Here is a 14,351-nt window from a genome sequence, read left to right on the forward strand (position 1 = left end):
GTTCGCCCTCGACGACGCGGTTTTTTTGACCTACACGCAAGAGCGATTTAGCTCGCCGCCTCTTAATCCCCGCGCGGCTCCCGCGTCACCTGACCTGACATGGCCAATCCCAGCAACCTCACCGGCACGCTTCGGCGTTCGCTGCTCATCAAAGTCATTTCGAAGCCGGCCCCGAGCCGCGAGGATGTCGCCTCGGTCATCGAGCTCACCGCCAGCAAGGTCGTCGAGGCCCTCCAAGCCCAGTCCATGACGCTCTACCTCGTCGAGGGTGGCGAGATCGCGTTCAAACAGGTCTACTATTCGCCCACCCTCTGGGGCCAGGACAAGGACAAGGAAATCCAGTTCAAGGAGACCGCGAAAAAACTCCTCGCGCTCCGGCTCCCCGCCGGCACCGGCAACGTCGGCAAGGTCATCTCGTCCGGCGAACCGCTTTTCTTCAGCAACAAGGGCGCCGAGGCCGCTTCGCTCAAGAACATGAACACGGGCTTCGAGGTCCACTCGATGCTCACCGTGCCGCTGAAGACCAACATCGTCATCGGCGCCATCCAGGTGCTCAACAAGGAGCCCTCCGCCGGCACCAACGGCCAGTTCACGCAGAAGGACCTCGGGATGCTGCAGGAAGTCGCGGAGTATTCCTCCACGCTCATCCAGCGCATGCTGGACCCGAAGTTCCAGCTCAGCGCCGAGGACACCGCGAAATTCATCGCGCGCTTCACCGACCTCCCGCTCGTCACCAAAGTCGAGGACGGCGAGGTCGACGAAAAACTCGTCGAAGTCATCGGCGACGCCGTCATCCGCCGCGAACAGGTTTTCCCCGTCAAGAAAGTCGGCCCCACCGGCGTCAGCGTGCTGATGACCAACCCGCTCGACTACGCCAAGCGCGAGTCGTTCCAGACCGCGTGCGAGCTGCACATCGAGGACGTGCGCGTCATCCCCGCCAGTTACCTCGAGGAACTGCTCAAGAAACACTTCAAGGACTCCAAGGCCGCCGCCGGCCCCAAGGTCGAGCAGGACGACGTCGACATCACCGAAGTCGCCGACCTCATCGGGGGCGCCTACTCCGGCGACGGCAGCGCCGAGGTGAAGGCCGAGGAACTCGACAAGGAGGACTCCGCCCCGATCATCCAGCTCGTCAACCGCATCATCGAGGACGCCTACATCGCCGGCGCGTCGGACATCCACATCGAGCCCCAGGAAAAGGAGCTCATGGTCCGCTACCGCATCGACGGCATGTGCATCGAGAAGCTCCGCCTCCCTAAGCAGGTCGTCGGTGCCATGGTCGCCCGCCTCAAGATCATGTGCAACCTCGACATCTCCGAGCGCCGGTTGCCGCAGGACGGACGCATCGTCTTCAAGAAATACACGAAGAAGAACATCGACATCGACCTTCGCGTCGCCACCGGTCCGATGAACCACGGCGAGAAGGTCGTCATGCGTATTCTGGACAAACAGAAATCCACGCTGCCGCTCCCCGCCCTCGGCTTCTCCGACGAAAACCTCCAAAAATACCGCGACTGCATCCGCCAGCCCTACGGCATGATCCTGCACTGCGGCCCGACCGGCTCCGGCAAGTCGATGACGCTCTACTCCGCGCTCGGCGAGATCAACACGCCCGACATCAACATCCAGACCGCGGAAGACCCCATCGAATACACACTCGGCGGCATCAACCAGATGCAGATGAACCGCCAGATCGGCCTCACCTTCGCGCGCGCCCTCCGCTGCTATCTCCGCATGGACCCCGACGTCATCCTCGTCGGCGAAATCCGCGACGAGGAGACCGCCGGCATCGCCGTCGAAGCCGCACTCACGGGCCACTTGCTCGTCTCCACGCTCCACACCAACGACGCGCCGTCCACCGTCGCGCGTCTCGGCGAGATGGGCGTCGAGGTGTTCAACATTTCCGCCTCGCTCGTCTGCGTCTGCGCCCAGCGCCTCCTCCGCCGCGTGTGCAAGAACTGCAAAGTGAAATACAAACCCGAGGGCCGCGAGTGGGAGATTCTCAAGAAAGCGCTCAGCCTCGAAGGCGACGCGCCCGAAATTTTCAAAGCCAACCCGGGCGGCTGCCACATCTGCGGCGGCACTGGCTACAAGGGTCGCGTCGGCATCCACGAGCTGATGACAAATTCCGAGGAGCTCACCGAGGCGATCAACAAGGAAGCCGAAGTCGCCGAGCTGAAACGCGTCGCGATGAAGAACGGCATGAAGACGCTCCACCAGGACTCGATGCTGAAGGTGAAGATGGGCCTCACGACGATGGAAGACGCCCTCGCCAACGTCCCGCCGGATCTGATCCTGTAAGCGATCAGCCTTCAGCTGTCAGCGATCAGGAATTCAGCGTTCAGCGCACAGCATTCGGCATTCTGCGTTCAGCATCGAGCGTAGCGTTCAGCCTTCGGCGTTCAGGAATTCAGCACCGGTAGGTGCGGTTGTCCCCAATCGCCCTTCGCGCCCCGTCCTCCATTCGCCGTCCAGCAGGCAGCGCGCTTGCGCGCGCCCCATTGCGGGGCGGCCACGCACGTAGCGGGGAGAGCCAGCGACCCGATCAAGCAAGCCGTCAGCCCGCAATCCTCTGCATCCAGCGTTCCGCGCCCCGCCCGTCCGTCTCCACCCACTCGCTACCCGCTAATACCTCGCGGCCCCCACCCGCTACTGGTTTCCCCTTGCCGCCCCCCCGCTCCGCGCGCGAAAACTTCCACCGCACCACGCCCGGCGGGGCCACGCCGAGCGAAACGTCTGCTCCCGTCATGCCCCGCCCCGCCCGCCGCCATTCTCGCGTTCGCCCACCGTCATCGGTTCGCCGTCCTCCGCTCGGCGCTCCCGCCTTGCCTCCCGCGCGTGCGCGCGTTGCTCTCACCCCGCATCCGATGACCGTCGCCGAATTCAAAAAGAAGTGGCTCCGCTACCAAGGCAAGGAGACCTCCGCCTATCAGGAGCACTTTAACGACCTCTGCCATCTTCTCGGCCTCCCCACTCCGGCCGAGGCCGACCCCACCGGCAGCGATTGGTTCTGCTTCCAGAAGCGCGTCGTCAAGGACCTCGAACTCTACGCCGTCGAGCCCGACGGCTCCGAAGCTCCGAAGGAAAAACGCGGCTTCGCCGACGTGTGGCGCAAGGACGCCTTCGCCTGGGAATACAAGGGCAAGCACAAGGACCTCGACGAGGCCTACCGCCAGCTCCAGCGCTACCGCGAGTCGCTCCTCAACCCGCCTCTGCTCGTCGTCTGCGATTTCGAAAACTTCATCATCCGCACCAATTTCAACGGCACGGTGCAGGAGGTCCACGACTTCCACCTCACACGCATCGACGACCCGAAGAACTGGCGCATCCTCCGCGCGCTCTTCACCGATCCGGAGTCGCTCCGACCCGTCCGCACCACCGCCGAAGTCACCGAGGCGCTCGCCCGCCACATCGCCGAGATCGCCAAATCCCTCCAGAAGCGCGAAGCCGTCGAACTCGCCGACGCGAAGACGCGCGCCGAGATGAATTTTGCCCAGCGCAAAAATCTCCGCATCGCCCGCTTCCTGAATCGTCTCGTCTTCTGCTTCTTCGCCGAGGACACCGGCCTCCTCCCGCCCGATCTCTTCTCCAATCTCCTCAAGGGCGGCCTCGACGACCCGCACCACCTCGCCACGACGATGGAGAACCTCTTCGCCGTCATGGCCACCGGCGGCACTTTCGGGAAGGACAAGATCCGCCACTTCAACGGCCATCTCTTCGAGGAAGCCACCGTCTTCGAACTCACCGACGACGAGTTGAAGCTCCTCGCCGAGGCCGGCGAATACAGCTGGCAGTTCATCCAGCCCAGCATCATGGGCACGTTGTTCGAGCGCGCGCTGGAGCCGGAGCAGCGCTCCCAACTCGGTGCGCACTACACCAGCGAGGCCGACATCAAGACGCTCGTGGAGCCCGTGCTCATGGCCCCGCTGCGCCGCGAGTGGTCTGCGCTCAAGCGCACGCTCGCTCACGCCTACGCCAAGGGCAAAGGCACGCCCGCGCAGCGCGACGAGCTGGCCGCGTTTCAGAAGCAACTCGCCGACACCACCGTGCTCGATCCCGCCTGCGGCAGCGGCAATTTCCTCTACGTCTCGCTCCAGCTCCTCCTCGCGCTCGAAAAGGAGGTCCTCGCCTACGCCACGCAGCTCGGCTTCAAGCTCGCGCCGAAAGTCGGCGTGTCGCAGCTCCGCGCCATCGAGATCAACCCTTACGCCTACGAACTCGCGCAGGTCTCCGTGCAGATCGGCTACCTCCAGTGGCGGCGCGACAATGGCTTCGAAAACGACCGCACGCCCGTCCTGCAAAACCTCGACGGTTTCCACAACGAGGACGCGCTGCTCGAGCCTCACTTCGGCCGCAAGCCCCGCAACCTCAAGGAAGCTCGCGCCGACGAGCACACCGTCGATACGAATCTGAAATTCTACACCGAGCGCGAATGGCCCAAGTGCGACGTGATTGTGGGCAATCCGCCATGGAAAGGCGGCAAGCTTCTACGTCGCATGCTTGGCGACGACTACGTTGTAGCGCTGTTCTCTACATTCGACCACCGAGTCGAACCGCAAGCTGACTTGTGCTGCTACTGGTTCGAGAAGGCGCGAAAACAGATCGAGAAAAAAGAATGCCGCCGCGTCGGGCTGCTTGGCACCCAAGCTATCCGCGGCGGAGCTAACCGCGAGGTCTTGAAGCGTATCAAGGAGACGGGCGACATTTTCTTCGCCGTCAGCGACCGTGATTGGGTGCTCGACGGTGCAAATGTCCATACCTCGCTGGTCGGCTTCGACGACGGCAGCGAGACCAGCCGTCAGCTCGACGGCTCCGCTGTGGCGCAAATCCACTCCAATCTCACCTCCCAACCCGGCGACACGACACTCGCTCAGCGGCTGCCCTCGATGGCCGACATCGCCTTCATGGGTGACACCAAGGGCGGCTCGTTCGACATCGACGACTCCACAGCGCAGAGCTGGCTTCTCGCACCGAACCCGAGCGGAAGGCCCAATTCCGACGTTCTGGTTCCGTGGGCCAACGGATTGGCTGTCACCCGACGACTGGCTCCGATGTGGATTGTGGACTTCGGGATGGGGAAGAAAGAATCTTGGTGCGCGCAATACAAAGCGCCATTCGCCCATGCGCTCACGGTCGTGAAACCGGAAAGAGCCAAATCCCGCACCACAGTCGGAACATGGTGGCAGCATGAACGGGCACGACCCGATCTCCACGCCGCTCTTTCACCATTGCCACGCTTCTTGGTCATGCCGCGCGTCGCGAAGCATCAGTTGTTCGTCTGGATGCAGCGTCCATTGCTCCCGGACAGTGCGGTCTTCGCCTTTGCGGATTCGGGTGACGCGCTTTTCGGATTTCTTCACTCCCGACACCATAGGATTTGGGCAGGCAAACAGGGCACCCAAGTTCGCGAACGCGAATCCGGTTTCCGCTACACGCCGACGACCTGCTTCGAGACCTTCCCCTTCCCGTTCGCGCTGAAGGATCCGTTGCCGCAGGGCGAGAGCACGCCGCAATCCGAGGCCGCGTCCGCGCACCACTTCTTCGCCAAGGAACCCGCCGCGCCCTACGGCGAGGCCGCGCACCGCGCCGCCATCGCCGCCGCCGCGAAGGAATTGAACGACCTCCGCGAGCGCTGGCTGAATCCGCCCGAGTGGACGAAGACGGTGACGCTCGAATTCCCCGGCTCCGTCGGCGGCCCGTGGTCGCGCTTCATCGACACCACGACCGTCAACGCCGCTGGCGTCGGCACCGTCCGCTACCCGCGCCTCGAACCGCGCAACGAGAAATGCGCCGCCGAGTTGAAGAAGCGCACGCTCACCGCCCTCTATAACGAGCGCCCCGCCTGGCTCGACCACGCGCATCAGAAACTCGATGCCGCCGTCGCCGCCGCCTACGGCTGGCCCGCCGATCTCAGCGACGAGCAAATTCTCGAACGCCTCCTCGCGTTGAATCTCTCGCGTGCCGCCGCCGAGACCGCCGCCACTGCGAAACCAAAGACCCGCAAGCCCCAGCGCGAAAAATCCGACGACGAGTTAATCTGAGTCGGCACAATTTCCCCCTCGCACACCATGGCAATCTGGCTCATCCGCGCCGGCTCGCACGGCGAACACGAAATCAAATTCGGCGTCGATAACCGCGTCTACGTCACCTGGGACCGCAAGCTCCCGAATCTCGCCAAACTCCCGGATCGCGACGCATTGTTCGCGGCGATGACCCAGGCTTACCCCGGGGCGAAGCCCAAGACGGTGCACAACTGGGTCAGCCAAGTATGGCCCTTCGCGCACGAGATCAAGAAAGGCGACCTCGTCGTGTTGCCGTTGAAGGCGCAACCCTCGGTCGCCATCGGCGAGATCACCGGCGACTACCGCTACGAGCCGAACGGCCCCGCGCCGTTTTACCACTGGCGCGCCGTCAAATGGCTCGGCGATGCCGTGCCGCGCACCCACTTTCGCCAGGACCTCCTGCACAGCTTCGGAGCCTTCATGACCATTTGCCGCATCAAGCGGAACGACGCCGAGGAGCGCATCCAAGCCATGCGCGAGAGCAATTGGGGACCCGATCCGCTGCTCGGCTACGAGGGCGAAGACGCCGAGCAAACCCAGACGGACGAGGTCGTGCCGTTTGCGGATTTGGAGGAACAGGGTCGCGATCAGATCGCCAAGTTGATCGCCGCGCGTTTCAAGGAACACGACTTCACGCGCCTCGTCGATGCGGTGCTGCGTGCTCAGGGTTACACCACGCATGTCAGCCCTGCCGGACCCGATGGCGGAGCGGACATTCTGGCGGGCAACGGCGCGATGGGATTCGGCGGCAACCGTCTCGTCGTCGAGGTGAAATCGGGGGCCACGGCGATCGATCGTCCGACGGTCGACAAATTGATCGGCGCGATCACCAAATTCGGCGCCAACGAAGGGCTGTTCGTATCGCGCTCCGGCTACAAATCCAACGTCCAGCGCGAGCTGGTCACGAGCTTCTTCAAGGTCCGCCTCTGGACGCTGGACGATCTGCTCGCCGCGATCTTCGCCCACTACGACAAACTCGACGAAGACATCCGCGCCGAGCTCCCCTTGAAGCGCGTCTGGACCGTTGCGACGGCAGAGGAAGAGTGACCTGCGCGTATGATTTTTGCGCGGGAGGAGGAAATGCTCGCGCAGCCTGCTCCCGATCGTTCCGCGGCCAGAGTTGAGCTGGAGCGGCTGATTTTGGCGCGCCGCCGCGCAGACTGAGCGGGGCCAAAGAAAAGCGGCAGGCGGACGAGCCGCCTGCCGCTTCGTTCGTCTGCGAACAATCAGACGAAATGGGGATCGTTGACCGGCGCCTTGGCCGTGCCGAGCGCCGGCTTTTGAATCGCAGGTTGACGCGTGCGCGACGGGGCGGACGGGGTCCGGATCGCTGGGCGGGACGCCGGGGCCTCGTCGCTGACGCGACCGCCGACGAGAGCCTGCAGTGCGCCGACGTTCTCCTTGAGGACTTGCGATTGCGCGCTCAGCTCCTCGGCCGCCGCCGCGGTTTCCTCCGCGTTGCCGGCGTTGGCCTGGGTAACCTTGTCCATTTGCGAGACCGCGCCGGTCACCTGACCGATGCCGGTGCTTTGCTCGCTCGACGCGGTGGCGATCTCCGCCACGAGACTGTCGAGCTTGAGGATATTGCCTTGGATCTCCTCGAAGCTGCGCGCGACCTCGGTGCTGATTTGGACGCCCTGCGCGCTCTTGGTCACGGAGTCCTCGATCTTGGCGGCGGTTTCCTTCGCTGCCTGCGCAGAGCGCTGGGCGAGATTGCGAACCTCTTCGGCGACGACGGCGAAGCCGGCACCGGCCTCACCGGCGCGGGCGGCTTCGACCGCGGCGTTGAGTGCGAGGATGTTCGTCTGAAACGCGATCTCGTCGATCGTCTTGAGAATCTTGGTGATTTCCTCCGAGGCCAGCTTGATGGCCTGCATGGCCGCCTGCATCGCACGCATCTGCTCGGCGCCGCGATCGGCCGAGCTGCGCGCGGCGCTGGCGGTTTGCTTCGCATCCGTCGCGCCTTCGGCGTTGCGCTTGGTCATGGACGCCAGCTCCTCGAGCGAGGCGGACGTCTCTTCCAACGAGGCCGCCTGCTCGCTCGCGCCCTCGGCGAGGGACTGCGAACTGGAGGAAACCTGCACCGCCGCGGACGCCACTTGGGACGACGCTTCGTCGAGTGCTCGCGCCGTGGCGTGCAGCACGCGATTGATGCCGCGAATCACTATCCAGCCGACAACACCTGCCACGACCAGCGCGCCGAGCGCAATGCTGCCGGCCCAGTTGGCGGCGTTGTTCGCGCTCTCGTGGATGTCGTTACCGACCTTTACGGCGATGTCCTGATTCCACTTGAGCATCGTCGCGAGCTGGTCGCGGTAAGCGAAGAAAGCCGGCATGTAGGTGACGCGCAGGAACTCGGCCGCCTCTTCCCGTTTACCCGCATCGAGCAGGTTCAGGTAGGTTTGGCGGGCCTCCGTGTTGCGCGCGTGCTTCACTTGCAGGTCGGCGAAATTCGCCCGATCGCTGGGATCGGTGATCGCGGCTTCGTAGGATTTGGAGGCGGTGTCGAACTCGGCGGCATTCTGCGCCATGTGTTTCAGGTGCTCCTGCTTTTCCTGCGGGTCCTTGCAGCTCGCCAACAGCAAGGCGCGAACCTGCAGACGCTGTGACTGCGCGAACATTTCGGAGCCGTAGACAATTCCCGGCACCGCATCGTTGACGAGTCGCTGGTCCGCCCGATCCGCGGCGGCACGGAGGGAGAAGAAGCCCACGGCCGCAACCGTGAGCAGGAGTGCAATGAGGAGAGCGCCGCCGGTGACAATCCGGCGCGCAATGGTCCAATGATTTGTTCGCATGAGAGTGAAATTACTTTCGCTGCCCATGGCCTCTCTTCCCGAACGGAAGCGCGACCGCAGTAGTTCCATCGGAGGATGAACTCAGCGTGCGGGAAACATCGGCCCATCGGGTCTCTCCTTGAGAGAAAGTTAGCCGGCCTTGCGCACAAATTATCCGACCCGCCTAAATGCCACAGCCGTCGCCAGCTACAGCTTGAAACTGGAGGGAATCGGCGGGGGTTCCGGGTGCCGCTTCCGCGGCGTCGACTCAAACGCATCACACTGCGGCCGGCCTTGCAACGCGGCCGAGCCACGCCTCCCGAGCCAACAATCCTTCGGCGGGCATCACGCTCGAGGAACTCTGCCGTAGCGCGGAGAGAATTGCGCCGAGCCGAGCTGGGCCGCGCATGGCGGAGCCGTTTCTCTATACGAGCCGAGCGAACCGAACCGCCCCGACGCGATGGCACGAAAGCCGCGCGACACGCGCCGCATCTAACCGACGACCGGCGCTCGGCCGCAGTCGGAACGGACGAGCGCGCAGCCCTCGCACTTGCGGTCCCCGCTTCGTTGGCGATGCTGGCGGGCACCGCTTGGGCCGGCGGATGACCTTCTCCGTTCCTCCATGAACTCCCCCAACCTTCCTCCGCTCCTCCGCGATCAACGCAAGATCGATGCGGATCATCTGAAATTGCTCGCCGTGTTTCACTACGTGCTCGCGGGCCTCTCGCTCGTCGGCATCGCCTTCCTCTGCCTGCACTGGGCCCTCATGCAAGCGGTGATGTCGATGCCCGCAAAGAACGGGAATCCGCCGCCCGCGCAGTTCTTTGCGGTTTTCCGTTGGTTCTACGTTTTCTGCGGCTTCTTCATGGTGAGCGGCGGCGCACTCCTGCTCGCTTCCGGTCGGTGTATCGCGCGCCGGAAAGCGCGCGTGTTCTCGCTGGCGGTCGCCGGTCTCAGTTGCCTGATGTTCCCCTTCGGCACGGCCCTCGGCGTGTTCACGATGATCGTGCTGCTGCGCGAGAGCGTGGTGGAGACCTACGAAGCGACCCCGACACGATGACCTCACCGCTCAAGACCGCCGGAGCGCTGGCAGGGCTGGCGCTGCTGTCGGGTTGCCAAGTGCCAAGCCCCGCGCCCGTGATGACCGGGCGACTCAGCTCGCGAATGACGATCGCACAGGTCACCGACCGCGTGCAGTCGGAAGCCAAACTCCGCAGCTATGCGCTTACATCGACCAGCCAGTGGACTTTCTCGCTGGGCTTGGACAAAGGACGTCGCATCTGGACAGTCTATGCGACGGCACCTGACGGCTCGCCGAATTCATGGTTCCGAGTCGACGACGATAGCGGTGCCGTCGACTTTATCATGCCGATGTTGCAAGTATCCGCGTCCGCCAGTGTCGCAGACGATCGACTCACGCGCGTCGCCAAAGCTCTTGAAGAGATTGTTTACCCGCTGCCGCTGGATGACTTCTTGAAACAGGCGCAGTTGGCCGGTAGCGCAGCACAGAGTGGCGGCCGGCTCAGTGAAACGATCTGGTTTCTCGAATACACCTTGCGCCATGAAAAGGACTCGCCGGAGCGTTTTGAAGTGCGGTGCTACTACATGCTGCCGCACGGTGAGTTCGCCGAGAAGCTCGTGGTGCGTGCAGAGCTGGCATATTGGGACGAACAACTCTACCGCTATCGCTTGGTGCGAGATCGCGATCCCTGAAATCGATGTCACATCTCCGCCACGTCTCCAGTTTCGACGAGCTGGTCGGCACGCCGCTGTGCGACGGGCTCAACGCGTTGTGCTGGCCGCGTTCGCTGCCGGGGGATTTCGCGGAAGTCGCCGCGCGGCTCGCGCGCGAGGAAACCGGCATCCACACCCTCGAGGCAGATGAATTGCGCGCGCTCCCCGTGACTGCGGCGGGACGTCTCGCCCTCGACGCGATGCGGGCGGACTTCCGGCTGTTGCGTGACCGGCAGCTCGATCCGGTGCTGAACTTCATCAACGGTTCCGCCCACGACGATGCCGACGCCATCGTGGCGACGGATGTGTTTTCGTGGCACGCCGACCGGGCGCCGGTGCCGCTCGACACCTACCTGTGCACGTATTTCGGCCCGACGAGCGAAGGCCTGCGCAACGAGGACGCCACGCGCCGTGTCGACGATCCGCCCACGCGCGCCGCCTTGCTCCGGCAATACGGCGGCGCGGACGACGACGGCTTCCGCGAGTTCCTGGCGGAGCACTCCTACGACCTGCACTACGCCGCGAGGCCGGGCGCACAACCGTTCGCGTTCGGGTGTTTCAATCTCTGGCGCATCGCCGTGGAGTATCCGGGCAACCCGGTGCCGCCGTGCGTGCATCGCGCGCCGGAGCTCGGTCCGGGCGGCGTGCGCTTGCTGCTGATCAGTTGAGCTCTTTGCGCCGCGCCAATGTCATCACCGGGGACGGCGGCGAGCACCTCGGAGTCCTTTTCGTCATTCGCAGACGGTCGGCTCGCTCGGCGCTCGTCGCTACGGGTTTGCTCCCGCGACGGAGAGTCTACTCGCTACCCGCTACTCACTACTCGCTACCGCCCCCCTCTCATGCCTGAATTCAAATCCCACGATCCGCTGCACGGCGTCACGCTCGAGAAATTGCTCACGGAGCTCGTGGCGGAATTCGGCTGGGCTGAGTTGGGGCGGCGCGTGCCGGTGCGGTGTTTCCTTTTCGATCCGAGCATCAAGTCGTCGCTCACCTTCCTGCGCAAAACGCCGTGGGCGCGCGCGAAGGTGGAGGAAATCTACTTCAGCTGGAAGCGCGGCGCGTGAGCTTGCGCCGCACGTCTGTTTTCGGAGTATCGCCCGATGTCCCCTGAAAAAACGACCATCGATGCCTGGGTCGCAATCATCGGCACACTGACCCTCGGTGTGAGCATCTGGAACCTATTCGCCGTTCGACGCGCAGCGAGCCACCAACGCGTCTCAGTGACCGTAACCGGTGAGCGTCTGCGCTGGGTGCAGGAGCTGCGGACCGCGACCGCCGAGTTTATCGGCACCGCGGACGCGCTGACCGCGGCGCCATCGCCGGGAGCGACCAAGGCCGAAGATCTTCTGATCGCGCTCGCCACCCAAGGCCGCCGGATCCAAGTGCTGTTACAACCGACCGAACCCAACGAGGCTGACATCTTGATCCAGCAGCTGGTGGATGAGATTCGAGGGCAGATCGGCGCCGGCAAATTCTCGGAGGCGGCGCTCAAATGCCGCGCTCTGCTCGCCGCCGTGCAGAGCCATACGAATACAGAGTGGTCCAAAGTGAAGGCCGAGGCGCGCCAAGGCGAATTGCCAAGCTAGGCGGCAAATCGGACGGGCTGCCCCGCCGGAGTCGCGCGCGAAGGTGGAGGAAATCTACGTGGGCTGGAAGCGCGGCTGAACGGGCGGGGTTCGCGCCGCGCTCCGCTTCCTACGGCCAAAGCCACAGGAAGACCAACGCGCTGCCGACCGCATAGAGCGCGGAGTCCGCGAGGTATTTCACCGAACTCGACCACGGCCGCATCATCCAAATCGACTCCGTCACGGTGCCGAAGCCGTGCGCGATGAAGGTCACCGCTCCCACCAGCTTCGCGGCGGCGCGGGCGTGGTTGTGATCGAGGCCGAGCACGCGGCCGGCGAGGTAGCCGGCCACCGCGGCCACGACGAGGCTCCAGAGGAACCACTGGCCGAGATACTTTCCCATGTTCGGCTGGCCGTTCGGGCCGATGGTCAGGTGCCCGATGGGGCCTTCCGCGTATTTCCGTTTCATTTCCTCGCTCGCCATGTCCTTCATGTCGCCGCAGGCGGGGATGACGTAGCGTCCAGGCGGTGGATTGGCCGCGCGAATCGCGGCGCGGATGGCGTCCTCGTTGGCGAGCGTGCCGTAGTCGCCGGCGTGCCATTTGAGGACCATGTGGATGAGCGAGCTGATGACGAACACGGCAACTGCACTGAGCAGCACCGGCAACCAGAGGGCGGACAGGAGGTGCATGGAGGTAGTTTTGGGGGTGAACGAACTACAGAGGGCAGCCCAGCCATCGCAGAACGACCGCGCGGGCGGAAGCCGGAAAACGGCGAACCGGCGACTGGTGCGGCTCGTGCCGTGCGTCGGCGCACATGCTCCTAGCCGCGCCTCACTTCAGCGCCTGATAGATGACGGGCTTGTAGCGGTGATTGAGGTTTCCGCCGTCGGTGGGCTTGAGCTGCATCATCAGAAGCATCACGAGGCGCTCCTTCGGATCGACGGCGTATTCGGGATAGTAGGCACTGCCCCAACCGAAGGCGCCTTGCCCGATGTTCTCGCCGAGCTTGCCGGGGTCTTCGTTGACCCAGAAGCCGAGGCCGAAGGCGCGCGTGCTCCACTTGAAGAGATCGCCGGTGTGGTTGACGTGCATGAGCGCCACGGTGCGCGGGCTGAGCAGGCGCACGCCGTCGAGTTCGCCGCCGTTGAGGAGCATCTGGAGAAAGCGGCCGTAGTCGCTCGCGGTCGAGACGAGGCCGGCGCCGCCGGAGAAGAGCTTGCGCGGGCCGTCGATGAAATCGGTGCGCGTCGAGTCCTCCATGCGCGTGAGCTTGCCGTTCACGATGCCGTAAACGACGGCGAGGCGGTCGGCTTTTTCCTTGGGCAGATAGAAACCGGTGTCCTTGAGCGCGAGCGGACGGCAAATGCGCTCCTCGATGAACTTGTCCAGCGGCTGGCCGGAAATCACCTCGACGAGGTAACCGAGCACGTCGCTGCCGTAGCCGTAGTCGAAGCCTTCGCCGGGCTGCGTGGCGAGCGGGAGCTTCGCGAGGCGCTTCACGAAGTCGCCGATCGTCTCGTCGTGGTCCACGAGATACCAGCCATAGCACCTGGCCTTTTGGTAATCCTCCTTCGCAAGGAAATCGCCGTAGGTGAGCCCGGCGGTGTGGGTCATCAGGTCGTGGATCGTGATGCCGCGCTTCGCGGGCACGGTGACGTATTTCACGTCGGCCGGCGAACCGGGCGGCGGTGGCACGGCGACGACGGAGTGCGAGAACTCGGGGATCCATTTGCTGATCGGATCGCTGAGCAGGAAATAGCCTTCCTCGTAGAGCATGAGCGCGGCGACGGTCGTGAACGCCTTGCTCATCGAGGCGACGCGGAAAATCGCGTCGGTGCGCATCGGGAGGCGGCTCTCGACGTCGCTGTAGCCGTAGGCCTTGAGGACGGCATCCTGCCCGTCGCGCTTCACGATGGCGACGGCGCCGGCGAGTTTGCCGGCGTCGATCTCGCGCTGGATCATCGCATCGAGCCGCGCGAGCCGCGCCGGATCGAAGCCGAGGGTGGCGGGATCGGCGGCGCGGAGCGACGCGGAAAACAGCATGACCACCGCGGCGAAACACGCCGCGAGACGACGGAGGGCGGAGACACACAGCATGATGCCGTGCAGCCAACCGCATCGGCGCGCCTTTGGTAAGCGCGAAGTGTGTGCACCGGCGTCGGCGCAAAACTGTGCGATTGCCAGCCGCGCCGCGGTGCAGCTTCATGGCGGCGA

Annotated in this window: 11 protein-coding genes; 8 read left to right on the forward strand and 3 right to left on the reverse strand. The window is 64.3% G+C overall.

The window, feature by feature from the left end:
* Positions 1 to 99 precede the first annotated feature (99 nt).
* The 3 genes from tadA to KF715_03885 all read left to right on the forward strand — a co-directional run bounded on the left by tadA (position 100) and on the right by KF715_03885 (position 7,109).
* Positions 100 to 2,301 (forward strand): Flp pilus assembly complex ATPase component TadA, encoded by a 2,202-nt coding sequence (tadA, locus tag KF715_03875; protein ID MBX3735806.1) that lies wholly within the window; start codon positions 100 to 102, stop codon positions 2,299 to 2,301.
* A 566-nt stretch (positions 2,302 to 2,867) separates the two neighbouring features.
* Positions 2,868 to 6,041, forward strand: coding sequence for a class I SAM-dependent DNA methyltransferase (locus tag KF715_03880; protein ID MBX3735807.1), 3,174 nt, complete (start codon positions 2,868 to 2,870; stop codon positions 6,039 to 6,041).
* A gap of 27 nt (positions 6,042 to 6,068) precedes the next feature.
* On the forward strand, positions 6,069 to 7,109 hold the full coding sequence (locus KF715_03885) for a restriction endonuclease (GenBank protein MBX3735808.1): 1,041 nt from the start codon (positions 6,069 to 6,071) through the stop codon (positions 7,107 to 7,109).
* Between the two features lie 179 nt (positions 7,110 to 7,288).
* On the opposite strand, the gene KF715_03890 is transcribed toward KF715_03885, so the two are convergent.
* Complete coding sequence (locus KF715_03890; GenBank protein ID MBX3735809.1) at positions 7,289 to 8,398, reverse strand: hypothetical protein; 1,110 nt, start codon at positions 8,396 to 8,398, stop codon at positions 7,289 to 7,291.
* Between the two features lie 1,060 nt (positions 8,399 to 9,458).
* Between KF715_03890 and KF715_03895 the strand changes: the two genes are divergently transcribed.
* From KF715_03895 to KF715_03915, 5 genes are all read left to right on the forward strand, one after another.
* Complete coding sequence (locus KF715_03895; GenBank protein MBX3735810.1) at positions 9,459 to 9,896, forward strand: hypothetical protein; 438 nt, start codon at positions 9,459 to 9,461, stop codon at positions 9,894 to 9,896.
* Complete coding sequence (locus KF715_03900; GenBank protein ID MBX3735811.1) at positions 9,893 to 10,549, forward strand: hypothetical protein; 657 nt, start codon at positions 9,893 to 9,895, stop codon at positions 10,547 to 10,549. Before KF715_03895 ends, KF715_03900 begins: the two co-directional genes overlap by 4 nt.
* Before the next feature lie 5 nt (positions 10,550 to 10,554).
* Positions 10,555 to 11,238 carry a hypothetical protein gene (locus tag KF715_03905; GenBank protein ID MBX3735812.1) on the forward strand — a complete coding sequence of 228 codons (684 nt, stop codon included), beginning with the start codon at positions 10,555 to 10,557 and terminating at the stop codon, positions 11,236 to 11,238.
* A 171-nt stretch (positions 11,239 to 11,409) separates the two neighbouring features.
* Positions 11,410 to 11,634: a DUF2132 domain-containing protein gene (locus KF715_03910; GenBank protein ID MBX3735813.1), complete on the forward strand. Its 225-nt coding sequence runs from the start codon at positions 11,410 to 11,412 to the stop codon at positions 11,632 to 11,634.
* A gap of 36 nt (positions 11,635 to 11,670) precedes the next feature.
* The gene (locus KF715_03915; GenBank protein ID MBX3735814.1) at positions 11,671 to 12,156 is read left to right on the forward strand and encodes a hypothetical protein; all 486 of its coding nucleotides are present in this window, start codon (positions 11,671 to 11,673) and stop codon (positions 12,154 to 12,156) included.
* 109 nt (positions 12,157 to 12,265) lie between these two features.
* Here the strand turns inward: KF715_03915 and KF715_03920 are convergent, their stop codons facing one another.
* Complete coding sequence (locus KF715_03920) at positions 12,266 to 12,826, reverse strand: hypothetical protein (protein MBX3735815.1); 561 nt, start codon at positions 12,824 to 12,826, stop codon at positions 12,266 to 12,268.
* A gap of 142 nt (positions 12,827 to 12,968) precedes the next feature.
* The gene (locus KF715_03925) at positions 12,969 to 14,234 is read right to left on the reverse strand and encodes a serine hydrolase (GenBank protein MBX3735816.1); all 1,266 of its coding nucleotides are present in this window, start codon (positions 14,232 to 14,234) and stop codon (positions 12,969 to 12,971) included.
* Positions 14,235 to 14,351: the final 117 nt, after the last annotated feature.

This window comes from Candidatus Didemnitutus sp. (assembly GCA_019634575.1).
Taxonomy (GTDB): Bacteria; Verrucomicrobiota; Verrucomicrobiia; order Opitutales; family Opitutaceae; genus Didemnitutus.

What these genes read in the sequence shown, in the direction of transcription:
- KF715_03890 (MBX3735809.1), bottom strand. Translation starts at nt 8,398, where the DNA reads ATGCCGGCTTTCTTCGCTTACCGCGACCAGCTCGCGACGATGCTCAAG.
- KF715_03925 (MBX3735816.1), bottom strand. Translation starts at nt 14,234, where the DNA reads ATGCTGTGTGTCTCCGCCCTCCGTCGTCTCGCGGCGTGTTTCGCCGCG.
- KF715_03885 (MBX3735808.1), top strand. Translation starts at nt 6,069, where the DNA reads ATGGCAATCTGGCTCATCCGCGCCGGCTCGCACGGCGAACACGAAATC.
- KF715_03880 (MBX3735807.1), top strand. Translation starts at nt 2,868, where the DNA reads ATGACCGTCGCCGAATTCAAAAAGAAGTGGCTCCGCTACCAAGGCAAG.
- KF715_03915 (MBX3735814.1), top strand. Translation starts at nt 11,671, where the DNA reads ATGTCCCCTGAAAAAACGACCATCGATGCCTGGGTCGCAATCATCGGC.
- KF715_03910 (MBX3735813.1), top strand. Translation starts at nt 11,410, where the DNA reads ATGCCTGAATTCAAATCCCACGATCCGCTGCACGGCGTCACGCTCGAG.
- KF715_03920 (MBX3735815.1), bottom strand. Translation starts at nt 12,826, where the DNA reads ATGCACCTCCTGTCCGCCCTCTGGTTGCCGGTGCTGCTCAGTGCAGTT.
- KF715_03905 (MBX3735812.1), top strand. Translation starts at nt 10,555, where the DNA reads ATGTCACATCTCCGCCACGTCTCCAGTTTCGACGAGCTGGTCGGCACG.
- tadA (MBX3735806.1), top strand. Translation starts at nt 100, where the DNA reads ATGGCCAATCCCAGCAACCTCACCGGCACGCTTCGGCGTTCGCTGCTC.
- KF715_03895 (MBX3735810.1), top strand. Translation starts at nt 9,459, where the DNA reads ATGAACTCCCCCAACCTTCCTCCGCTCCTCCGCGATCAACGCAAGATC.
- KF715_03900 (MBX3735811.1), top strand. Translation starts at nt 9,893, where the DNA reads ATGACCTCACCGCTCAAGACCGCCGGAGCGCTGGCAGGGCTGGCGCTG.